Annotated in this window: 17 protein-coding genes; 7 read left to right on the top strand and 10 right to left on the bottom strand. The window is 69.4% G+C overall.

The features are described from left to right. The 4 genes from ACFZAT_RS06100 to ACFZAT_RS06085 form a co-directional block, all read right to left on the bottom strand. A complete protein-coding gene (locus ACFZAT_RS06100; protein WP_391260807.1) occupies positions 1 to 1647 on the bottom strand; it encodes a cytochrome b N-terminal domain-containing protein in 1647 nt (548 codons plus the stop codon). Beyond that, complete coding sequence (locus ACFZAT_RS06095) at positions 1644 to 2699, bottom strand: Rieske 2Fe-2S domain-containing protein (protein ID WP_391260804.1); 1056 nt, start codon at positions 2697 to 2699, stop codon at positions 1644 to 1646. The genes ACFZAT_RS06100 and ACFZAT_RS06095 overlap by 4 nt, the downstream gene beginning before the upstream one ends. Then, positions 2696 to 3505, bottom strand: a complete 810-nt coding sequence (locus ACFZAT_RS06090) for a c-type cytochrome (protein WP_391260801.1) — start codon at positions 3503 to 3505, stop codon at positions 2696 to 2698. Before ACFZAT_RS06090 ends, ACFZAT_RS06095 begins: the two co-directional genes overlap by 4 nt. Positions 3506 to 3567: 62 nt before the next feature. Next, on the bottom strand, positions 3568 to 4188 hold the full coding sequence (locus tag ACFZAT_RS06085) for a heme-copper oxidase subunit III (protein ID WP_026171689.1): 621 nt from the start codon (positions 4186 to 4188) through the stop codon (positions 3568 to 3570). Positions 4189 to 4390: 202 nt separating this feature from the next. Between ACFZAT_RS06085 and ACFZAT_RS06080 the strand changes: the two genes are divergently transcribed. Then, complete coding sequence (locus ACFZAT_RS06080; RefSeq protein ID WP_391260798.1) at positions 4391 to 4792, top strand: hypothetical protein; 402 nt, start codon at positions 4391 to 4393, stop codon at positions 4790 to 4792. 23 nt (positions 4793 to 4815) lie between these two features. Here the strand turns inward: ACFZAT_RS06080 and ACFZAT_RS06075 are convergent, their stop codons facing one another. The 4 genes from ACFZAT_RS06075 to coxB form a co-directional block, all read right to left on the bottom strand. Then, positions 4816 to 6072, bottom strand: a complete 1257-nt coding sequence (locus ACFZAT_RS06075) for an Ig-like domain-containing protein (protein WP_391260795.1) — start codon at positions 6070 to 6072, stop codon at positions 4816 to 4818. A gap of 125 nt (positions 6073 to 6197) precedes the next feature. Further along, entirely contained in the window at positions 6198 to 6596 is a 399-nt protein-coding gene (locus tag ACFZAT_RS06070) for a cytochrome c oxidase subunit 4 (protein WP_391260792.1), read from the bottom strand. Then, positions 6593 to 8329 (bottom strand): cytochrome c oxidase subunit I, encoded by a 1737-nt coding sequence (gene ctaD, locus ACFZAT_RS06065; RefSeq protein ID WP_391260789.1) that lies wholly within the window; start codon positions 8327 to 8329, stop codon positions 6593 to 6595. Before ctaD ends, ACFZAT_RS06070 begins: the two co-directional genes overlap by 4 nt. Beyond that, positions 8326 to 9288 carry a cytochrome c oxidase subunit II gene (coxB, locus tag ACFZAT_RS06060; protein ID WP_073968134.1) on the bottom strand — a complete coding sequence of 321 codons (963 nt, stop codon included), beginning with the start codon at positions 9286 to 9288 and terminating at the stop codon, positions 8326 to 8328. Before coxB ends, ctaD begins: the two co-directional genes overlap by 4 nt. A 272-nt stretch (positions 9289 to 9560) precedes the next feature. Here coxB and ACFZAT_RS06055 point away from each other — a divergent pair, with 272 nt between their 5' ends. After that, positions 9561 to 10943 carry an aminotransferase class V-fold PLP-dependent enzyme gene (locus ACFZAT_RS06055; RefSeq protein WP_391260784.1) on the top strand — a complete coding sequence of 461 codons (1383 nt, stop codon included), beginning with the start codon at positions 9561 to 9563 and terminating at the stop codon, positions 10941 to 10943. Between the two features lie 24 nt (positions 10944 to 10967). On the opposite strand, the gene ACFZAT_RS06050 is transcribed toward ACFZAT_RS06055, so the two are convergent. Next, the gene (locus ACFZAT_RS06050; RefSeq protein ID WP_391260781.1) at positions 10968 to 11942 is read right to left on the bottom strand and encodes a PfkB family carbohydrate kinase; all 975 of its coding nucleotides are present in this window, start codon (positions 11940 to 11942) and stop codon (positions 10968 to 10970) included. Positions 11943 to 12097: 155 nt separating this feature from the next. Here ACFZAT_RS06050 and ACFZAT_RS06045 point away from each other — a divergent pair, with 155 nt between their 5' ends. Next, on the top strand, positions 12098 to 12292 hold the full coding sequence (locus ACFZAT_RS06045) for a hypothetical protein (protein ID WP_391260778.1): 195 nt from the start codon (positions 12098 to 12100) through the stop codon (positions 12290 to 12292). Positions 12293 to 12601: 309 nt separating this feature from the next. Next, positions 12602 to 14014, top strand: coding sequence for a hypothetical protein (locus tag ACFZAT_RS06040; protein ID WP_391260775.1), 1413 nt, complete (start codon positions 12602 to 12604; stop codon positions 14012 to 14014). A gap of 72 nt (positions 14015 to 14086) precedes the next feature. Here ACFZAT_RS06040 and ACFZAT_RS06035 read toward each other — a convergent pair whose 3' ends face one another. Further along, positions 14087 to 14443, bottom strand: a complete 357-nt coding sequence (locus tag ACFZAT_RS06035; protein ID WP_018103583.1) for an iron-sulfur cluster assembly accessory protein — start codon at positions 14441 to 14443, stop codon at positions 14087 to 14089. Positions 14444 to 14677: 234 nt separating this feature from the next. Between ACFZAT_RS06035 and nadA the strand changes: the two genes are divergently transcribed. The 3 genes from nadA (at position 14678) to ACFZAT_RS06020 (ending at position 22402) form a co-directional block, all read left to right on the top strand. After that, positions 14678 to 15874 (top strand): quinolinate synthase NadA, encoded by a 1197-nt coding sequence (nadA, locus tag ACFZAT_RS06030; RefSeq protein ID WP_391260772.1) that lies wholly within the window; start codon positions 14678 to 14680, stop codon positions 15872 to 15874. A gap of 118 nt (positions 15875 to 15992) precedes the next feature. Next, entirely contained in the window at positions 15993 to 17393 is a 1401-nt protein-coding gene (locus ACFZAT_RS06025; RefSeq protein WP_391260769.1) for a hypothetical protein, read from the top strand. Positions 17394 to 17395: 2 nt separating this feature from the next. Beyond that, a complete protein-coding gene (locus ACFZAT_RS06020) occupies positions 17396 to 22402 on the top strand; it encodes a tetratricopeptide repeat protein (RefSeq protein WP_391260766.1) in 5007 nt (1668 codons plus the stop codon). Positions 22403 to 22406: the final 4 nt, after the last annotated feature.

The following is a 22406-nucleotide window of genomic DNA, read 5'->3' as shown; positions in this document are numbered from 1 at the left end:
TCAGTGGTGGCCGTGGCCGCTGGTGATCTCCTTGTACTCCTCGGCGGTGGGCTTGGCGATCTGGCTGCTCTCGCCGTACAGGCTCTTGCTGAGCCGCGCCCGGACCTTGGTGATCCTGGAGACCTTGCGCTCGACACCGTTCTCGTCGACCGTCGGGCCGATCTCGAGCGGCTTGTACTGCTCGTGCGCGGTGAGCGCGTACCGGGCCTCCGGCGACAGCGGCTCGTGGACCTCGACGAACTCACCGTGCGGCAGGCGCTTGATGAGACCCGACTCGCGGCCGTGCAGCACCTTCTCCTTGTCGCGGCGCTGGAGGCCGAGGCAGATCCGCCGGGTCGCGACGAACGCGATGACCGGGCCGACGAAGAAGGCGATACGGACGAACCAGCTGATCGAGTTGAGCGACAGGTGGAAGTGCGTCGCCCAGATGTCGTTGCCGCCACCGATCAGCATGACGAAGTAGATCGTCACCCAGGCGACACCGAGGGCCGTCCGGGTCGGCGCGTTGCGCGGCTTGTCCAGGATGTGGTGCTCGCGCTTGTCGCCGGTGATCCAGGACTCGATGAACGGCCACAGGGCCAGCGCACCGAGCACCACACCGAACAGAACGAGCGGGATGAAGACACCCAGGACCAGCGTGTGGCCCCAGAGGTTGATCTCCCAGCCCGGCATCACTCGGACGAAGCCCTCGGCGAAGCCCATGTACCAGTCCGGCTGGGCGCCCGTGGACACCTGGTCGGGGCGGTACGGGCCGATGGCCCAGATCGGGTTGATCGAGGCGATCGCCGCGACGATCGCGATGAAGCCGAAGACCAGGAAGAAGAACCCGCCGGCCTTCGCCATGTACACCGGCAGCAGGGGCATGCCGACGACGTTCTTGTTGGTCCGTCCGGGACCCGCGAACTGGGTGTGCTTGTGGTAGAAGACCAGGATCAGGTGGCCGACCACGAGCCCGAGCATGATGCCCGGCAGCAGCAGGATGTGGATCGAGTAGAACCTCGCGATGATGTCGCCGCCGGGGAACTCCCCGCCGAACAGGAACATCGAGATGTACGTACCGACGATCGGCGTCGACAGGATCGCGCCCTGGGTGAAGCGGACACCGGTGCCGGAGAGCAGGTCGTCCGGCAGCGAGTAACCGGTGAAGCCGGTGAACATGCCGAGGACGAACAGCAGGAAGCCGAACAGCCAGTTGATCTCGCGCGGCTTGCGGTACGCGCCGGTGAAGAAGACGCGCATCATGTGCACGAACATGCCGGCCAGGAAGATGACCGCGGCCCAGTGGTGGATCTGCCGGACCAGCAGACCACCGCGGACGTCGAAGCTGATGTTCAGCGTCGAGGCGTACGCCTCCGACATCCGGATGCCCTGCATGGGCTCGTACGGGCCGTGGTAGACGACCTCGTTCATGCTCGGGTGGAAGAACAGCGTCAGATACACACCCGTGAGGATGATGATGATGAAGCTGTAGAGGCAGATCTCACCGAGCATGAAGGACCAGTGGTCCGGGAAGATCTTGCGCATGTTGGCCTTGGCGAGGGAGTAGATCCCCAGCCGGCCGTCCGCCCAGTCGGCCACCCGCTCACCGGCGGGCGCCTTGCGGTTGCCCGGCGCGGAGGCGCCGGGTGTGTTCGTCGCAGTACTCATCCGCGCTCCCAGAATGCAGGACCGACGGGCTCTTCGAAGTCACCGAGCGCCTGGAGGTTGCCCTCGCTGTTCACGCCGATCCGCAGCTGCGGGAGGGCGTGGCCGGCCGGACCGAAGATGACGCGGGCGCCGTCGGAGAGGTCGAAGGTGGACTGGTGGCACGGGCAGAGCACGTGGTGCGTCTGCTGCTCGTACAGGCTGATCGGGCAGCCGACGTGCGTGCAGATCTTCGAGAAGGCCACGATGCCCTCGTGCGCCCACTCGCGCTCGCGCTTGTCCTTGATGTCGTCCGGCTCGATGCGGATGATCATCAGGGCGGCCTTGGCGATCTGCGTCTGGAAGTCCTCGTCGTGCTCCTCCAGGCCCTCGGGCATGGCGAAGGTCAGCGAACCGACGACCACGTCCTCGGGACGCAGCGGCTCCATCGTGTTCATGTTGACGAGCTGCTTGCCCTCGGCCCACAGGGTCTTGCGGAGCTTCTTCTCCGGCAGCGGACCCAGGTCGCGCAGCAGCATCACGCCGGAGAGCGGCACCAGGGCCAGCGCGCCGAACATGGTGTTGCGGATCAGCTTGCGACGGCCGAGCGCGGACTCCCGGGCGCCGTCCGCGAAGTCCGACAGGACCTTCGCCTTGACCTCCGGCGTCGCCTCGATGGCGTGCCGGTCGTCGGCGACCTCGACGTCGGACATCAGGGTGCGCGCCCAGTGGACGGCGCCCGCGCCGATCAGGAAGAGCGCCAGGCCCAGGGTCAGACCCAGGGAGAAGTTGAGCGCGCTGACATGACCGAACGGGAAGATGAAGACGATCTTGTCGACCGGGAAGATGACGTAGGAGGCGATGAAGCCCACCGTCGCCAGCATGGACAACAGGAACATGGTCGCGACGGTGCGCTCGGAGCGCTTCGCGGCCCGCTCGTCGATGTCCTGGATGCGCGGCCTGTGGGCCGGCAGCCCCGGGTCGGCGAACGGGTCGTCGTGCGCCGATTCTACCGCGCCGTGCGCGGCGCCCTGCTCGTCGGGCAGGTTCTCTTCTGGAATCTCTTGGCTACTCATGACTTCTTGGCCTTAGCGGTGTGGGCCGCGACCCAAATGGCAACTGCGATCAGACCGCCCAGACCGAAGATCCAGCCGAACAGGCCCTCGCTGACCGGACCCAGGCCGCCGAGAGCGAGGCCGCCGGGGGACTCGGCTTCGGAGCCGTTCACGGTCTTGACGTAGGCGATGATGTCCCGCTTCTGCTTCTCGGGCATCGTCGAGTCCGGGAAGGACGGCATGCTCTGCGGGCCGGTCAGCATGGCCTCGTAGATGTGCTTCGGGCTCACGCCGTCCAGGTCCGGCGCGTACTTGCCGTTCGTCAGCGCGCCACCCTTGCCGGTGAAGTTGTGGCACTGCGCACAGTTGGTACGGAACAGGTCGCCACCCTTGGCGATGTCCGCACCCTCAGGGCTGACCTGGCTCTTGGTCGGGACGACCGGACCGGCGCCGAGCGACGCGACGTAGGCCGCGAGCTGGTCGATCTCGGCCTGGCTGTAAATGACCTTCTTCTTCGGTACCTGGGCGCCCGGCTGCTGGGCGGGCATGCGGCCCGTACCGACCTGGAAGTCCACGGCGGCGGAGCCCACGCCGACAAGCTGCGGCCCGTCGGAGGTGCCCTGACCGCCGGTTCCGTGGCAGCTGGCGCAACCGACGGAGTACAGCTTCTTGCCCTCGTCGATGGCGAGGGACTGGGCGGTGTCGTCGGCCTGCGCCTTACTCGCGGGCGCGAACGCGGCGTACAGCCCCCCGGTGGCCGCCAGCGCGAGGAGTAGTACGACGACCGCCGCCAACGGATGGCGTCGTCGTGCGGAGAGCTTTTTCACGGATTACCCCGGTGTCAGGATCTTCTGCGTCGATGCTGGATGTGGTTCGGGCTCGGGCCCGGTTACTTGATCATGTAGATCGTGGCGAAGAGGCCGATCCACACGACATCGACGAAGTGCCAGTAATAGGACACGACGATGGCGGCGGTCGCCTGTTCATGGGTGAACCTCTTGGCCGCGTACGTCCTGCCCAGAACGAGCAGGAAGGCGATGAGACCGCCCGTCACATGCAGACCGTGGAAGCCGGTGGTCAGGTAGAACACCGAGCCGTACGGGTCGGAGGACAGCGAGAGGCCGTCCTTCTTCACCAGCTCGGTGTACTCGAAGACCTGGCCTCCGATGAAGATCGAACCCATCACGAAAGTGATCACGAACCACGCACGGAGCTTCTTCACATCGCCCCGCTCCGCGGCGAAGACGCCGAGCTGGCAGGTGAGTGAGGAGAGCACCAGGATCGTGGTGTTCGTCGCCGAGAACGGGAAGTTCAGGGCGGACGCCATTTCCTTCCAGTGTTCCGGTCCGGTCACCGATCGCAGGGTGAAGTACATCGCGAAGAGGGCCGCGAAGAACATCAGCTCGGAGCTCAACCAGATGATGGTTCCGACGCTGGTGAGGTTCGGCCGATTGACCGACGGGTGCGCGTGCCCGGTTTCTACTGTCGTTGCTGTCGCCACGACCGACATTATGTCGGTCGCTTATCCCGCCCTCACTCCGGGGGGTGCCGTTCGGTGTGTCAGAGGGGTGTGTCCTGCCCGAACGGCCCAGGGAAGGCCGGTGCGAACCGGTGCTGACACGCTGTCGGGCGGAGTACGATCCGCGCATCGGACGGCTCTCGTTCCCCGGGGGCCCCGAGTGCCCCGAAGACACGGATGTCACGGAGGAACCATGCAGCCGACCGCCACGGTCCTGGTCTACAGCGACAACGCGCACACCCGTGAGCAGGTGAGGCTGGCAGCAGGGCGCAGGCCCGCGGCGGACGTGCCGCCGGTGGAGTTCCTGGAGTGCGCGACGCTGCCCGCCGTCCTGGACGCCCTGGAGCGCGGGGGGATCGACGCCTGCGTGCTGGACGGTGAGACCGCTCCGGCGGGCGGTATGGGCGTCTGCCGGCAGATCAAGGACGAGATCTTCCGCTGCCCGCCGGTCCTGGTCCTCATCGGGCGCCCGCAGGACGCCTGGCTGGCCACCTGGAGCCGTGCGGACGCCGCGGTGACGCTGCCGGTGGAGCCCGTGGAGTTCGCGGACTCCCTGGCCGCCCTGCTGCGTACGCGGCTGTCCGTGGGGGCCTGAGCCCCCACGGACCGGTCGCACGGTCAGACCTGGGGGCGCAGCCGCGCCGCCTTGACCGTGTCGACCCGCGGCGCGGTGGTGTCGTTGTTCAACGCGCTGCCCTTCTGCCACTTGGCCCAGGACAGGTTCCAGTCGCCGTAGCCGTTGTCGAAGGGCGTCATCGTCTCGCCGTCGCTGCCGACGACGCTGACGATGTCGCCCTCGCGCACGGTGTTGAAGAACCATTCGGCCTCGCTGGTGCTCATGCCGGTGCAGCCGTGGCTGACGTTGGCGTACCCCTGCGAGCCGGTGGACCAGGGCGCCGCGTGCACGTATTCGCCGCTCCATGTCACCCGGGTGGCCCAGTAGACATCGAGGTCGTACGAGTCGGAGGACCCGGCGGCGATCCCGATGGATTCCCCGCGCATACGTACGTACTGCTCCTTCCCGAGCACGACCTTGACGCCGTTGCGCGTGTCGAACCCGGGTTTGCCCGTGGTGACTGGGATGGTGTTGATCACCTCACCGTTGCGGAGCACCGTCATGGAGTGCTCCGAGGCGTCCGTGATGGCCTCTATGCGGTCCCCCGTGGTGATTTTGAGCGCCTTGGTGGGCGCCCCGTAGAGCGAGTTGGTGACCTTTATGCCGGTCAGGTTGGAGCTCACCTCGATGCTGGCCTTCGCCGGCCAGTACTCCTTGGGCCGGTAGTGCAGCGTCTTGTCGTCGACCCAGTACCAGGAGCCGGTCACCGAGGGCGTGGAGCGGACCCGCAGGCCGCGCTCGACGGTGGCGCGTGAGGCGTTGTCCGTGACGGGGGCGCTGAGCGTGGCGACGAGGGGCTGGCCGACGCCGTAGGTGCCCGCCTGGGGGCCGAAGGCGACCTTGAGGAACTTGGTGGCCTTGGCCGTGTCGAAGGACATCGTGCGGGTGCCGGGGGCCCCGTCGTCGTCCTCCATACGGACCTTGACGGTGTAACGGGTCCCTGCGGCCAGCGGGGCGGTGGAGTGCCACCGGTGCCCGTCGGCGTCGAGTTCGCCCGCCAGATGGCGTCCTGCGGCGTCCACGGCCGATACGTCGGTGATCCGGCCGTCGTCGGCGTCGACCCGGACCTCCAGGGGCTTGTCGGGGTCGACCTTCTTGCCGCCGTCGGGCGTGTTGAAGGAGACCTCGTCGGCGGCGTCGAACGGCTGGGCCGACAGGGGGTGACCATCGGAGTCCCCGCAGGCTGCCGCCCCGGCGACCAAGGTCGCGGCCAGCAGAGTGCAGCTCACTACGGGACGGAAGCGCGGCGTCTGGTTCATGGACTCACGCTAAGAACATTCGTCCGTTTCAGCGCGCGGGACGACTGCAAACGGGGGGCCGGCCACTTCGTGTCGAAGTGTCGGCCCCCCGTCAGGTGGAGCAGTGTGTTACCGGCGTGCCGGTCTCACTGGGTCCGGTTCTCACCGCGGTAGTACTCGAATACCCAGCCGAACAGGCCGACCAGGAGGAGCGGCGCCGAGAAGAACAGCAGCCACCAGCCGAAGACGACGCCCATGAAGCCGAAGGCACCGCCGATCGCCAGCGAGAGCGGCTGCCAGCTGTGCGGGGAGAAGAACCCCACCTCGCCGGCCTCGTCCGCGACGTCGGCCTCCTTGTTGTCCTGCGCCATCGCGTCGACCCGCCGGGCCGTGAAGGCCAGGTAGAAGCCGATCATCACGCTCAGGCCGAACGCCAGGAGCAGCGCGGTGGTGCCGACCGGCTCCTTCGACCACACGCCGTACGTGATGGCCATGATCAGGATGAACAGCGCCAGACCGAGGAACATCTTGCCCTGGATCTTCACTTGCCGGCCTCCTTGCCGCCGGCGAGGGCCTTGTCACCCTCGGAGGCGTGGTCCAGCTGCTCCAGCGCGGTGATCTCCGGGTGGTGCAGGTCGAACGCCGGGGATTCGGAGCGGATACGGGGCAGCGTGAGGAAGTTGTGCCGCGGCGGCGGGCAGGAGGTCGCCCACTCCAGCGAACGGCCGTAGCCCCACGGGTCGTCCACCTCGATCTTCTTGCCGTACTTGGCGGTCTTCCAGACGTTGTAGAAGAACGGCAGGATCGACAGGCCGAGCAGGAACGACGAGATGGTCGAGATGGTGTTCAGCGCGGTGAAGCCGTCCGCGGCGAGGTAGTCCGCGTAACGCCGCGGCATGCCCTCCGCGCCCAGCCAGTGCTGCACCAGGAACGTGCCGTGGAAGCCCACGAACAGCGTCCAGAAGGTGATCTTGCCCAGCCGCTCGTCCAGCATCTTGCCGGTGAACTTCGGCCACCAGAAGTGGAATCCGGAGAACATCGCGAACACCACGGTGCCGAAGACGACGTAGTGGAAGTGCGCGACCACGAAGTACGAGTCCGAGACGTGGAAGTCCATCGGCGGCGAGGCCAGGATGACGCCGGTCAGACCACCGAAGGTGAAGGTGATCAGGAAGCCGATCGCCCAGAGCATCGGTGTCTCGAAGGACAACGAGCCCTTCCACATCGTGCCGATCCAGTTGAAGAACTTCACCCCGGTGGGCACCGCGATGAGGAACGTCATGAAGGAGAAGAACGGCAGGAGCACACCGCCGGTGACGTACATGTGGTGGGCCCACACGGTCACCGAGAGGCCGGCGATGGAGATCGTCGCGGCCACCAGGCCGATGTAACCGAACATCGGCTTGCGGCTGAACACCGGGATCACTTCGGAAATGATCCCGAAGAACGGCAAGGCGATGATGTACACCTCTGGATGGCCGAAGAACCAGAAGAGGTGTTGCCACAGCAAGGCGCCGCCGTTGGCCGCGTCGAACACATGGGCACCGAACTTGCGGTCCGCCTCCAGGGCGAACAGCGCGGCCGCCAGGACCGGGAAGGCCAGCAGGACCAGCACACCGGTCAGCAGGACGTTCCAGACGAAGATCGGCATGCGGAACATCGTCATGCCGGGCGCGCGCATGCAGATGATCGTGGTGATGAAGTTGACCGAGCCGAGGATCGTGCCGAAGCCGGAGAAGGCCAGACCCATGATCCACATGTCGGCGCCGACACCCGGCGACCGGACGGCGTCCGAGAGCGGGGAGTAGGCGAACCAGCCGAAGTCGGCAGCACCCTGCGGGGTGATGAAGCCCGCCACCGCGATGATCGAGCCGAAGAGGTACAGCCAGTACGCGAACATGTTCAGCCGCGGGAACGCCACGTCGGGCGCGCCGATCTGCAGCGGCATGATCCAGTTCGCGAAACCGGCGAACAGCGGCGTCGCGAACATCAGCAGCATGATCGTGCCGTGCATCGTGAACGCCTGGTTGAACTGCTCGTTCGACATGATCTGCGTGCCCGGCCGGGCCAGCTCGGCGCGCATGAAGAGCGCCATCAGGCCGCCGATGCAGAAGAAGGCGAACGATGTGACCAGGTACATCGTGCCGATCGTCTTGTGGTCAGTGGTGGTCAGCCACTTGATGACGACGTTTCCCGGCTGCTTGCGCCGGACCGGCAGCTCGTCCTCGTACGAGTCGTCTGCTGCCGCGGCACCCTGAGGTTCGTTGAGGATGCTCACAGTTTGTTCGTCTCCGCATTCCTGGCCGGGTCAGTCTGCTCGATGCCGGCCGGCACGTAACCCGTCTGGCCCTTCTTCGCCAGCTCCTTGAGGTGCGCCTGGTACTGCGCCGGGGAGACGACCTTGACGTTGAAGAGCATGCGGGAGTGGTCGACGCCGCAGAGCTCGGCGCACTTGCCGAGGAAGGTGCCCTCCTCGGTGGGGGTCACCTCGAAGGCGTTGGTGTGGCCCGGAATGACGTCCTGCTTCATGAGGAACGGCACCACCCAGAAGGAGTGGATGACGTCACGGGAAGTCAGGATGAAACGGACCTTCTCCCCCTTGGGCAGCCACAGGGTGGGACCCGGGTTACCGGTGTCCGGGTTCCTGTCGCCCGGGATGCCGACGTCGTAGACGCCGTCCGCACCCTTGGGGAAGTCCTTGCGGAACCTGTTCGGGATGGCGTCGAGCTCCTTGGGGACCTCGTTGCCCGTGGCGGCGGAGCCGTCCACGTTCTCGATGTAGTTGAAGCCCCAGCTCCACTGGTAGCCGACCACGTTGATGGTGTGGGCGGGCTTCGGGGAGAGCGTGAGGAGCTTCGTCTCGTCCCGGGCGGTGAAGTAGAACAGCACCGAGACGATGATCAGGGGGACCACGGTGTACAGCGCCTCGATGGGCATGTTGTACCGGGTCTGCGGAGGTACCTCCACCTTGGTGCGGCTGCGCCGGTGGAAGATGACGCTCCACAGGATCAGGCCCCAGACCAGGACGCCCGTGGCGAGCGCTGCCGCCCACGAGCCCTGCCAGAGGGAAAGGATCCGTGGGGCCTCTTCCGTTACCGGCTTGGGCATACCAAGGCGGGGGAAGTCCTTGTACGTGCAACCGGTGGCGGTCGCCAGGATCAGGCCCGCAGTCAGCACCTGCGGCAGCTTCCGCCGCATCGGGCGCCGCGACGAGCGGTCGGAGCCGTTGGGACTCACGTAGCGCCTTCCCGAGAGTCTCGCCCGCACGGTCGGCGCGGCCGTCTCGTGGTCGGTCGCCGGCCCTGTACGGGCAGGGGTTTGGATGTTTATGCGGACCAAACCCTACTGGACGCTATTTGGGGTCGCGCGGGGAGGGTGCCCAACGCGCCGCCCGACTCCCCGAAGGGGTGGAATTCGCGCCTCCGGCCGCCATCTGACGCTCCCTCCACCGGGAGGGACGGCCGGTGGCGGGCGGCGGGGGCGCTCGCGCTCCGGGCTAGCGTGACCGGGTGCCCTACTTCGACGCGGCGTCCGCCGCCCCCCTGCACCCCGTCGCCCGCCAGGCGCTGCTTGCCGCGCTGGACGAGGGCTGGGCCGATCCGGCCCGGCTGTACCGCGAGGGGCGGCGCGCCCGGCTGCTTCTCGACGCGGCCCGGGAGGCGGCGGCCGAGGGCGTCGGGTGCCGTCCCGACGAGCTCACCTTCACCTCTTCGGGAACCCGGGCGGTGCATTCCGGAATTTCCGGCGCGCTCGCCGGGCGTCGGCGTGTCGGACGCCGTCTGGTGGTGTCGGCGGTCGAACACTCGTCGGTCCTCCACGCGGCGGCGGACCACGAGGACCGGGGCGGCACCGTCCACCAGGTCCCGGTGGAGCGGACCGGCGCGGCGGACGCGGAGACGTTCGGGCGGGCGCTGACCGAGGACACCGCGCTCGCCTGCCTCCAGTCCGCCAGCCACGAGGTGGGCACCGAGCAGCCGGTGGCCGAGGTGGCCGGGCTGTGCCGGGCGGCCGGGGTGCCGCTGCTGGTGGACGCCGCGCAGTCGCTGGTCTGGGGCCCGGTGCCGGAGGGCTGGTCGCTGCTGACGGGCAGCGCGCACAAGTGGGGCGGGCCCGCCGGGGTCGGGCTGCTCGCGGTGCGCAAGGGGGTCCGGTTCGCGCCCCAGGGGCCCGCGGACGAGCGGGAGTCGGGGCGGGCGCCGGGGTTCGAGAACCTGCCGGCGATCGTCGCGGCGGCCGCGTCCCTGCGCGCGGTGCGGGCGGAGGCGGACGCCGAGGGAGCCCGGCTGCGGGCGCTGGTGGACCGGATCCGGGCCCGGGTGCCCGCACTGGTGCCCGATGTGGAGGTGGTCGGCGATCCGGTGCGGCGGCTGCCGCATCTGGTGACCTTCTCCTGTCTCTATGTCGACGGGGAGACCTTGCTCGGGGAGCTGGACCGGGCCGGTTTCTCCGTGTCGTCCGGTTCGTCCTGTACGAGCAGCACGCTGACGCCGAGCCATGTGCTCAAGGCGATGGGCGTCCTGTCCGAGGGGAACGTCCGGGTGTCGCTCCCCCGGGGCACCGCGGAGGAGGACGTCGACCGCTTCCTGGAGGTGCTGCCGGGCCTGGTCGCCGGGGTCCGCGAGAAGCTGGGCGCGCCGGTGGCCGCGGCCTCCTCCCCCGCCCCGGACGCCTCGCTGGTGGTCGACGCGCTGGGGAAGCGGTGCCCGATCCCGGTGATCGAGCTCGCAAAGGTGATCGGAGGGGTGCCGGTGGGCGCCACGGTGACGGTGCTCTCCGACGACGAGGCGGCCCGGCTGGACATCCCGGCGTGGTGCGCGATGCGCGAGCAGGAGTACGTGGGCGAGGAGCCGGCGGACCGGGGCGCGGCCTATGTGGTCCGCCGGCTCTCCTGAGCGACTGGGTGACCGAGCGACGCGTCAGGCGAGGTGCGCGTGGACCTCGGCGGCGGCCTCGTGGCCGTACGCCTTGGTGAAGCGGTCCATGAAGTGCGTGCGGTGCAGGGTGTACTCCTGGGTGCCCACGGTCTCGATGACGAGCGTGGCGAGCATGCAGCCGACCTGGGCGGCGCGCTCCAGGCCGACGCCCCAGGCGAGGCCGGAGAGGAATCCGGCGCGGAAGGCGTCGCCGACTCCGGTCGGGTCGGCCTTGACGTTCTCCTCGGGGCAGCCGACCTCGATCGGCTCCTCGCCGGCCCGCTCGATGCGCACGCCCTGGGCGCCGAGCGTGGTGACCCGGTGGCCGACCTTGCCGAGGATCTCCTCGTCGGTCCAGCCGGTCTTGGACTCGATGAGCCCCTTCTCGTACTCGTTGGAGAAGAGGTACGTGGCGCCTTCGAGGAGGATGCGGATCTCGTCGCCGTCCATGCGGGCGATCTGCTGCGAGAAGTCGGCGGCGAACGGGATGCCGCGCGTACGGCACTCCTCGGTGTGGCGGAGCATGCCCTCCGGGTCGTCGGCGCCGATGGAGACCAGGTCGAGGCCGCCCACGCGGTCGGCGACGGCCTTGAGCTCGATGAGGCGGGCCTCGCTCATGGCACCGGTGTAGAAGGAGCCGATCTGGTTGTGGTCGGCGTCCGTCGTGCAGACGAAGCGGGCGGTGTGCAGGACCTCGGAGATCCGCACCGCGCTGGTGTCCACGCCGTGCCGGTCGAGCCAGGCGCGGTACTCGTCGAAGTCGGAGCCGGCCGCGCCGACCAGGATCGGCTTGGTGCCGAGCAGGCCCATGCCGAAGCAGATGTTGGCGGCGACCCCTCCCCGGCGTACGTCCAGGTTGTCGACCAGGAAGGAGAGCGAGACCGTGTGCAGCTGGTCGGCGACCAGCTGGTCGGCGAAGCGGCCGGGGAAGGTCATGAGGTGGTCGGTGGCGATGGAGCCGGTGACTGCGATACGCACGGGGAGACGTCTCCTGCGGAGGTCGAGGGGAACGGATGTCCGCGTCCCGGGGTGACGTGACAGTTCACGCTACCCGCTCCCGCGTGCGCCGAAGCGGAAAAACTACCCGATAGTAGGGCTTTCTTCGCGGGCTCCGTGGTGCCTACGGTGCCGTTATGTCGAACCACATCGCCCCGCGCGAGTCCGAGACCGGTCTGGCCGAGCTGCGCGGAGACTGCGCACGGATGGCTCCGCACTGGGTGGTCCCCGCGAGGATCACCCCTACCCGCGTCGCACCCGCTCTGATCCACGGGGTCACCGTCCCGCCCGCCTCCGCCCGGCTGGTCGACGCGATGGAGGACCGGCCCTAGGGGGGTGTCTTGCCGATCATGGCCGGGTCCGCGACGCCTGGCACGGCACCTCGCGGCGTTGTCGAAACGCCCCAATAGCTCCTTCCCCAAGCTCTCAACTCCGTTCGAGCAGGGGAGACCCCAGCCAAGACGCTCCGGCGCCTTGCGATGCACCGCACCAGACGCCTCGGCCTGATCCGACCCTGATCGACAAGACACCCCCTAGGGAACCAGCTGCCTCGCTGATCCGTCCCAGCCCTGTCCGCCGCACACGGCGGGCCGTGCGCCGGCCGTGGCGCACGACGGCGATGCAGGCGAAGGAGCGATCCGGTGAGCACCGAGCGACCCGACAACGACGTGACCACCACCCGGCGGCGTTCCCCGCTGGTCGCGGCCTCGGTGGCGGCCGCCGTCCTGCTGGCCGGTGGCGGCGGAGCGTACTGGGCCGCGACCGCGGCGGACGGCGGCGACGACACACCGAGCACGGCGTCCGGCGGTGGCTCCACTCCCCCGCCCCTGGCCCTGGACGACGCCGCGACGCCGACCGCCCCGTCCCGCGAGGGCATCGCCCCCGGTGAGCCCGATCCGCACGGCGGCCGGCTGGTCTACCGCGCGTCCGGGAAGCTGCCGGACGGGCCGGCGAAGGCCGCCGTCCAGCGCGCCGGGGGCACGGTCACGGCCGCCGAGGTCACCCGGCTGGCGAAGGCGCTCGGCCTTTCGGGCGCCCCGCAGTCGGAGGCCACCTCCTGGAAGGTCGGCTCCGACGGGGACGGCTCGGGTCCGGTGCTGCGGGTGAACAAGCAGGCGCCGGGGAGCTGGACCTTCACCCGGTACGGCTCCGGCGGAACGGACAACTGCAAGAAGGGGGCCGTCTGCGCGGTGGCCCCGGGCGGTTCCGGGCAGCCGGTGGACGAGAAGGCCGCGAAGGCCGCCGCCGCGCCGGTGCTGAAGGCGGCGGGCCAGGACGACGCGGCGCTCGACGCGCACCAGCTCATGGGTTCGGCCCGGGTGGTCAACGCCGATCCGGTGGTGGACGGGCTCCCCACGTACGGCTGGGCGACCGGCATCCAGGTCGGCCCGGATGGCCAGGTGACCGGGGGCTCCGGAAAGCTGAAGGCCCTGGAGAAGGGCGACGCCTATCCGGTGATCGGTGCGGCCGAGGCGCTGAAGCGGCTCAACGCGGCTCAGCCGCCGGCCGGGGAGATCGGCGGGTGCGCCTCGCCGGCCCCGCTGTCGGACGGGGTGAGCTGCGGGGCGAAGACCGGTGCGGAGCGGCCCGCGACGACGGTGACGGTGGAGAAGGCTGTGTTCGGCCTGGCGGTGCACACGGCGGGCGGCAAGCAGCTGCTCGTACCGTCGTGGATCTTCTCGGTGAAGCCGCCCGGTGGCGTCGGTGCCACGGTCACGCAGGTGGCGGTGGACCCGGAGTACCTGAAGCGGGAGCCGGTGCCGGGTGAGTCCCCGGACGGCGACGGCACGACGAAGGCCCGGGCGGTCCAGTCGTACAGCGCGGACGGCCGGACGCTCGCGGTGACGTTCTGGGGCGGCGCGTGCAGTACGTACACGGCGAGCGCGCGTGAGGACGGGGACGCGGTCCGGGTGACCGTGACCGAGAAGAAGGACCCGGGCAAGGTCTGCGTGATGATCGCGAAGGAGCTGACCCGTACGGTCACGCTGGAACGGCCGCTGGACGGCCGGAAGGTCGTGGACGAGGCGTCGGGCTCGATGGTGCCGCGCGCCTGAGCCACCCTCTTACAACGGCGGCGGCCCCGGGACCGAAGTCCCGGGGCCGCCGCCTCGACGCTGTGGTGCGACTCAGCTGAAGGAGTCGCCGCAGGCGCAGGAACCCGTGGCGTTCGGGTTGTCGATGGTGAAGCCCTGCTTCTCGATGGTGTCGACGAAGTCGACCGAGGCGCCGCCCAGGTACGGGGCGCTCATGCGGTCGGTGACGACCTTCACACCGTCGAAGTCCTTGACGACGTCGCCGTCGAGGGAGCGCTCGTCGAAGAAGAGCTGGTAGCGCAGGCCCGAGCAGCCGCCGGGCTGGACGGCGACGCGCAGTGCCAGGTCGTCACGGCCTTCCTGCTCCAGCAGGGCCTTGACCTTGGCTGCGGCGGCGTCGGACAGGAGGATGCCGTCGCTCACGGTGGTGGTCTCGTCCGATACGGACATCTGCTTCTCTCCCGGGTTGTACGGAGACTGCTTGCCGACGTTGCAACCGTCGGGGCCGCGGATTCATTCCGGGCCGAGCGCTTGCCTGTTCCCTTCATGCTCGCACACCCGTCCTGCGGGCGGATGCGTCACATTGACACTTCCGGCATCGTCAAAGTGACGTGAAGCGGCTATGATAGATAACGTCAATTAGACGAAAAGGCTTTCTCCGCAGAGAAGTCCGCAGAAGAAAGGGTGCGTGACGTGACCACGGCCCACCCCGTCCAGGATCTCGATGTCCAGCCGACGCCGCTCGCCCTGCTCCTGCTGGGCCGGGAGGCCGACCCCAGGAGCGAGCGCGGTGTCGAGTGCCCCGGCGACCTGCCCTCCCCGTCCGACCCGGACCTGGTGGCACGCGCCCGCGCGGCCAAGGAGAAGCTGGGCGAGAAGGTCTTCGTCCTGGGGCACCACTACCAGCGCGACGAAGTCATCCAGTTCGCGGACGTGACCGGGGACTCCTTCAAGCTCGCCCGGGACGCCGCGGCCCGCCCGGAGGCGGAGTACATCGTCTTCTGCGGTGTGCACTTCATGGCCGAGTCGGCGGACATCCTCACCACCGACGACCAGAAGGTCGTGCTGCCCGACCTGGCGGCGGGCTGCTCGATGGCCGACATGGCCACCGCCGAGCAGGTCGCCGAGTGCTGGGACGTGCTGACCGAGGCGGGTGTCGCCGAGCAGGTCGTGCCCGTCTCGTACATGAACTCCTCCGCCGACATCAAGGCGTTCACCGGCCGGCACGGCGGCACGATCTGCACCTCGTCCAACGCCGAGCGGGCCCTGGAGTGGGCCTTCGAGCAGGGCGAGAAGGTGCTCTTCCTGCCCGACCAGCACCTGGGCCGCAACACCGCCGTGCGGGACATGGGCATGTCCCTGGAGGACTGCGTCCTCTACAACCCGCACAAGCCGAACGGCGGCCTGACCGCCGAGGAGCTGCGGAACGCGAAGATGATCCTGTGGCGCGGCCACTGCTCGGTGCACGGCCGCTTCTCGGTCGACTCCGTCAACGAGGTGCGCGAGCGCATTCCCGGCGTCAACGTGCTGGTGCACCCCGAGTGCAAGCACGAGGTCGTGGCCGCCGCGGACCACGTCGGCTCGACGGAGTACATCATCAAGGCCCTGGAGGCGGCCCCGGCCGGCTCGAAGTGGGCGATCGGCACCGAGCTGAACCTCGTCCGGCGTCTGGCGAACCGTTTCGCCCCCGAGGGCAAGGAGATCGTCTTCCTCGACAAGACGGTCTGCTTCTGCTCCACGATGAACCGCATCGACCTGCCGCACCTGGTCTGGACCCTGGAGTCCCTGGCCGAGGGCAAGGAGGTCAACCGGATCGTGGTGGACCCGGAGACGGAGAAGTACGCGAAGCTGGCGCTGGAGCGGATGCTGGCGCTGCCGTAGCGGCTCTTTACACGGAAGGTCCGGACGCGGCCGATTTTGTCCGGACCGGCCCGAACCCCCGTCCCCCGTATCTACGCTGCTGTCCTCATTCGGCGGTGTGGATACGGGGGACAGTCATATGACACAGCGCAGCAGGGCCGAGGATCTGGTGGTCGTCGTACCGGGAATCCTCGGCAGTACGCTCGCGGACGCGGACGGGCACGAGGTCTGGGCGGCCTCGGGGAAGGCCCTGGTGCGGGGCATCCGTACGTTCGGCAACTCGGTCAAGGGCCTGACGCTCCCGGCCCGCCTGGGCGACGAGCACCCCGGCGACGGTGTGCGGCCCACCGGGCTGATGTCCGATGTGCACGCGCTGCCGGGTGTGTGGAAGCCCGTGGACGGTTACAGCAGCCTGCTGAACTGGCTGGAACGGCACTTCACCCTCCAGCGCCGCCTGCCGGGCGAGGCGGCCGACGCCCCGGCCAACCTGGTCGGCTTCGCCTACGACTGGCGGCTCTCCTGCCGCTACAACGCGGAACGGCTGGCCGAGCGCGTGGACGAGGAGCTGGGCCGCTGGCGCGCCTCCCGCCCCGACCGGCGGGACGCGAAGGTGGTCTTCCTCTGCCACTCGATGGGCGGCCTCGTCACCCGGAGCTACGTCGAGCAGTGCGGGGGCGCGGAGGTCACACGCCGGGTGGTCACGCTGGGGACGCCGTACCGGGGGTCGCTGGACGCGCTGCTGTACCTGGTCAACGGGATGCGGTACGGGATCGGCCCGGTCGGCCTCGACCTCACGCCGTTCGCCCGGAGCCTCCCGTCGCTGCACCAGCTCACGCCGGACTACGCGTGCCTGGCGGCCGGGGGTCCGGCGCTGCGGTACGCGCGCGAGGTCACGGGGCTGCCCGGGGTGGACGGGGAGTTGCTGCGCCAGGCGGGGCGGTTCCATGCGGATCTGCGGGCCTCGGAGGCGGGTGCGCGGTACGGGGTGGAGTACGTCCCGGTCGGCGGGGTGCGGCAGCCGACGCCGACGACCGCCGAGGCGGAGGGCGAGACGCTGCGCGCGCTGCTCACCATCGACGGGGTGGACGAGGGGGGCGACGGACGGGTGCCCGATCTCTCCAGCCGCGCGGTGGGGTCGGGGCGGCACGCGTACACCCCGTGGGAGAAGCACGGCTCCCTCCAGAACAACAAGGGCGTCCGCCAGAGCCTCTACGCCTCGCTCACTCCGGAACCGCCGGTGCACCGGGGCTCGGAGGACGAGGATGTGCCGCTCTCGGTGGAGGCGCCGGAGATTCTGGTGGAGGGGGAGGCGTACGAGATCCGGGCCACGGTTCCTGCCGATGTGCCGGGGCACGACCGGGTCGCCGTCTTCGCCGGGGTGGAGGGCGGTCCGATGCGCACGATGACCAACCGGGGCGGCGGGGTGTACACCCTCCGGATCAACGGCCTTCCGGCTGGCGGGCATCGGGTGCGGATCGGGACGCGGGTTTCGGCCAATGTCGTGATGGCCGCGTTGGTGCTGGTTCTGGAGCGGGGCTGACGATGACGGGTGCGGCGGGGACGGCGCTTTGTGTGGTGTGCGAGGAGTACGCGGACGGGGGGAAGTTTCCCCGGCTCGTGGGGGCGGTGGCCCAGATGGACGAGATCGTGGGGCTGCTGGAGGGGCTGGGGTACGCGGCGCGGAAGGTGGGGGGTGGGAATCCGTCGGCGGATGCGTTTCGCAGGGAGAGCGAGGAGTGGTCCGAAGGCTGGGTTGCCACTGGTCACGCGAAACCGGCTCTGGTCATCTGGTCGGGCCACGGGGTGCGGGTCGACGGTCGGACGCGACTCGTGCTGTCGGACCTGAAGCCGGCCGACGACCCCGGCCAGTGGAAGGCCCGGGTGACACGGCACGGCGTCACCGCCGACGACCTGGTCAGCGAGGCCGTCGGTTCCGGCGCCGAACACGTGCTGGTGATCATCGATACCTGTTACGCGGGTGGCGGCGCGGTTCCGGCCCTGGGACTGGCTCTCGGACGCTGGGAGGAGGAGTCCGCACCACCCGGGCACACCAAGTGGCTCGGCTTCCTGGCGAGTTGCCAGAGCCATGAGACCTCGGACGGCAGCGGGCCGCTGCTGACCGCCTTGACGAAGGTCCTGAGGGAAGGTCCGGCGGGCGACGAGTACCGCTCCGCGTGGAGCGCCCACAACGCTCTCGTCAGCGGCCCGGACCTGCTGGCCGCCATCGCCACGCGGTGGGAGGGCGAGGGCCAGACACCGGTCCCCGCCACCCTCGGCGAGTGGCGCCCCGCCTTCCCCAACCCCCTCCACTCCCCCGAGGCCCCGGCCCGGCTGGTGGAGCACCTGGTGCAGGCGGCACGCGGGGTCGGCCACCGGGAGGAGGGCTGGTTCTTCACCGGCCGTACGAGGGTGCTGGGCCGGATCGTGGAGTGGCTGGACGAGGACGGGCCCGGCCTGTTCCTGGTGACCGGGCCCGCCGGTTGCGGTAAGTCCGCCGTGCTGGGCCGTATCGCCACGCTCGCGGACCCGGAGCAGCGGGAGCGGGCCGTCGCGAGCGGCGCACTGCGCGACGGTGACCCGGACCCGGGCGTCCGCGCGGAGCGGACTCTCGCGGCGGTGCACCTGCGCGACCTCACCCCGTTGCAGGCGGCGGAACGGCTGGCCCGGGCCCTGGGGTTGCCCCGGCCGCGCAGCACGGACGATTTCCGCGCGGAGGTGCGGGAGTTGTCCCCTCAGCCGGTCCTGGTCATGGACGGCCTGGACGAGGTGCCGGCCGAGCACACGCGGAGCGTGATCGAGGAGCTGGTGTTCCCGCTCAGCCGGACGGTGCCCGTGCTGCTCGGGTCGCGGGAGCGGGTGTTCCGCAGTCAGCAGGAGGGCAACGAGACCCTGCCTGAGACTCTGTCCCGTCTCATCGGGGCGGACGTGACGACCGTCGACCTCGAGGACGAACCGCATACGCGGGAGGACATCGGCGAGTACGTGCGGCGCCGGTGCGAGGCGGCCGGGATGGCGAAGGGCCCGGCCCGGGAGGCCGGTGCCGCGATCGCGGGGCGGGCCACGGACGTCGGCGGCGGCTTCCTCTTTGCCCGTCTGGTCACGAGTACGGTCCTGGCGCGGGTCGACTCAGGGACGGACGAGTCTCTGCTGACGGAGCTGCCCGACTCCATCGACGCCGCGTTCGAGAACGAGCTGCGAGCGGTGCCCGCACGGGTGCGCGACGACGGCACGGTCCTCCCCTCGGCGGCATGGGACCTGCTGACCGCGCTCGCCTGGACGGTGGGCCAGGGGATGCCGGCGGGCGGCGTGTGGGAGGCGGTGGCCGGGGCGCTGGGCGGAGGCGTCGAGTACGACGAGAGCGACGTGGACTGGGCGCTGTCCGCCTTCGGGCGCTACATCGTGGAGGACGCGGAGGAGGGGCAGGCGGTGTATCGCCTGTACCACCGGGAGTTCGTTGCGCACCTGAGGCGGCGGGAGGGGCCGGGTGGGGTGACTGCGGGTGAGGTGGTGCTGCGGACCCTGGTGGACCTGATCAAGCGGCAGGGGCGGGTGGGTGACTGGTCTGGGGTGGATCCGTATGTGACGCGGGGGCTGGTGCGGCATGCGGTGTGGTGCGGTGCGGCGGGGATGGAGGTGCTGCAAGGGGTGGCGGCTTGGGATGAGCAGAGTGGGACGCCTCACCTGGCAGAGGGTGTGCACGTGCTTTCCCTGACCCTTTCGCAGCTGGGGCTACGTGACCAGGCCCTGGTCTTCTCGGGCGAAGCGGTCGGCTTGTACCAGGAGCTCAGCGAGATGAACCCGGAAGCCTACTTGCCGGACCTTGCGGATGCCCTCAACAGCCTGGCCCTCCACCTCACCGACACCGGAGACCGCCGAGGCGCACTTGTACCGGCCCACAAGGCCGTACGCATAAGGCGCACCCTCGCTGAACAACACCCCGGGACCTTCCGCCCCGGCCTCGCCACGTCCCTCAACAACCTCGCCAACCACCTGGCGGACACCGGAGACCGCCAGGGAGCACTTGCGTCGGCCCAGGAAGCGGCCGGCCTCTACCGCACCCTCGCCGAACAACACCCCGCCACCTTCCTCCCCGACCTCGCCATGTCCTTCCACAACCTTGCCTACCACCTCGCCAACGTCGGAGACCACCAAGGCGCACTCGCGTCCGCCCGCGAAGCGGCCGACCTCTACCGCACCCTCGCCGAACAACACCCCGCCACCCACACGTCCGACCTCGCCATGTCCCTGAACAACCTCGCCAACCACCTCGCCGGCGCAGGAGACCTCCGGGGGGCACTCGCGCCCGCCCGCGAGGCAGCCGACCTCTACCGCACCCTCGCCGAACAACACCCCGCCACCCACACGCACAACCTCGCCATGTCCCTCGACACCCTGGCCAATCGACTCGCCGACACCGGAGATTTTCGAGGAGGACTCACGTCCGCCCGCGAGGCAGCCGACCTCTACCGCACCCTCGCCGAACAACACCCCGCCACCCACACCCACGACCTCGCCGGCTCGCTCAACAACCTCGCCAACCATCTGGCCGACACAGGGGACCGCCAGGGCGCACTCGCGTCCGCCCGCGAAGCGGCCGACCTCTACCGCACCCTCGCCGAACAACACCCCGCAGCCTTCCTCCCCGACCTCGCCATGTCCCTGAACAACCTCGCCAACCACCTGGCCCATGCCGGAAACCATCAGGGGGCACTCCCGCCCGCCCGCGAGGCAGCCGACCTCTACCGCACCCTCGCCGAACAACACCCCGCAGCCTTCCTCCCCAGCCTCGCCATGTCCCTGAACACACTCGCCAACCGGCTCGCCAACACCGGAAACCACCAAGACGCACTCACAGCTGCCGACACCGCGACACATCTCTGCCGCACCCTCGCCGAACAACACCCCGCCACCCACACCCCCCGCCTCGCCGGTTCCCTGAACAACCTCGCCAACCGACTCGCCAGCACAGGGGACCACCGGGCGGCACTCGCGCCCGCCCGCGAAGCAGCCGACCTCTACCGCACCCTCGCCGAACAACACCCCGCAGCCTTCCTCCCCGACCTCGCCATGTCCCTCAGCACCCTTGCCAACCGGCTCGGCAACACCGGAAACCATCAAGGAGCACTCGCACCCGCCCACGAAGCTCTGAGCATCAGGCAAGCCCTTGCCGAACAACTGCCCGCCATCTACACGCCCGACGTTGCCAGCTCCCTGAGCAACCTCGGCATCCACCTCGCCAATACCGGAAACCCCCAAGGCGCGATCGTCCAGACACGCGAAGCAGTGAACCTCTACCGCATGCTCGTCGAGCAAGATCCCGCCACCCACACGCCAGGACTGGCCACGTCTCTCAACAACCTCGCCAGCCACTTCGCCGACACCGGAGACAACCGAGGCGCACTCAGGCCCGCCCGCGAAGCTGTGGACCTGTACCGCGCGCTCACCGAGCAGCACCCCGCCGCCTATGCCCCCCGACTCGCCGGATCTCTGAACAACCTTGCCGACCACCTCGTCAACGCGGGGGATCCTCAAGGTGCAATCCAGGCATTTGAGAACGTGATCACCAGTATTCGGGGCAAGCGCCCGGCAGTCGGCAGGGGCCTGGCCCGAGAACGAGCCTCCTTCGCGATCCGCAGGCCGGAGTGTTCGACCACTGCGGGCCTGCGAGGGCTCGCTCAACTGGCAAGCACGCCGGCCGCCGAGGCTCCCGACGAGGTGACGTTCGAAGCCCGAAGCGCTCTGCGCGCATACGCGCACAAGAGCGCCGAACATCAGGCGGAAGTAATAGCTATGTGGCAAGCCGAAGTCGCCACGACGTCCCCCGCCTGGCTGACGCTCCGGCCCCAAGCACTGGAAACAGTCGCCGCATGGCTGTACACGCTCACCTGGTCCGATTCGTACGCTCGCTGGAACGAACACGCCGAATTGCTGAGGAGCCCCGAAGCGGCCGTCGCTCTCGCCGAGTTCGCGCTTCTCTACCCCGAAGTCACAGCCGACCACAAGACGCTCCGCGAAGAAATCCTCACCCAGGGCGCACGGGCCGCCTATCTCCCTCGCGTCCTCGGCGAACAGCTGTCCGACTGGATGGAGTCCACCACCTGGGAGGAGTCCGAGCAGTTTCTCCGCACCCACCCGGACCTCCTCCGCCTCACCCCTCCCCACTCCGCCCAGGCCGCCCTCCTCCACGCAGCCCGCACCCACGACATCCCCACGGCCTACGCCCTCGTACGCGACCGCACCGCCCTCCAGCGGTACGTCGACAACGCCCTCACCACCGGCGACGGCGAAGCCCTCCGCCACGCGGCCGCCATCGAGGACGAGGTGTACGACGACCAGCTCTCCGCCCGCACCCACCACCAGGCCGCCCTGCTCCTCGCGGGCACCCCCGCCGAGGCCGACCCCGACAGCCTCGCCCCCCTCGTCGCCGAGGCATCGCCCGACACACGCAACCGGCTGATCTCCGAGATCGCCGCCCTCAGCGCGGCCCACGCCTCCCAGCACTCCACGCACTGGGTGCGGATCATCCAGGCACTGGCCGCCACCGGGTGACCGC

It is taken from the genome of Streptomyces sp. NPDC008163, from assembly GCF_042956885.1.
Taxonomy (GTDB): domain Bacteria; phylum Actinomycetota; class Actinomycetes; order Streptomycetales; family Streptomycetaceae; genus Streptomyces; species Streptomyces drozdowiczii_A.
Note: the sequence above shows the minus strand (reverse complement) of the source record. Positions and strands in the feature narration are given on the sequence as shown.

Coding starts and splice junctions, on each gene's coding strand:
- ACFZAT_RS06035 (WP_018103583.1), bottom strand. CDS start 14,443: ATGTCCGTATCGGACGAGACCACCACCGTGAGCGACGGCATCCTCCTG.
- ACFZAT_RS06095 (WP_391260804.1), bottom strand. CDS start 2,699: ATGAGTAGCCAAGAGATTCCAGAAGAGAACCTGCCCGACGAGCAGGGC.
- ACFZAT_RS06085 (WP_026171689.1), bottom strand. CDS start 4,188: ATGTCGGTCGTGGCGACAGCAACGACAGTAGAAACCGGGCACGCGCAC.
- ACFZAT_RS06080 (WP_391260798.1), top strand. CDS start 4,391: ATGCAGCCGACCGCCACGGTCCTGGTCTACAGCGACAACGCGCACACC.
- ACFZAT_RS06100 (WP_391260807.1), bottom strand. CDS start 1,647: ATGAGTACTGCGACGAACACACCCGGCGCCTCCGCGCCGGGCAACCGC.
- ACFZAT_RS06075 (WP_391260795.1), bottom strand. CDS start 6,072: ATGAACCAGACGCCGCGCTTCCGTCCCGTAGTGAGCTGCACTCTGCTG.
- ACFZAT_RS06025 (WP_391260769.1), top strand. CDS start 15,993: ATGACACAGCGCAGCAGGGCCGAGGATCTGGTGGTCGTCGTACCGGGA.
- ACFZAT_RS06020 (WP_391260766.1), top strand. CDS start 17,396: ATGACGGGTGCGGCGGGGACGGCGCTTTGTGTGGTGTGCGAGGAGTAC.
- ACFZAT_RS06045 (WP_391260778.1), top strand. CDS start 12,098: ATGTCGAACCACATCGCCCCGCGCGAGTCCGAGACCGGTCTGGCCGAG.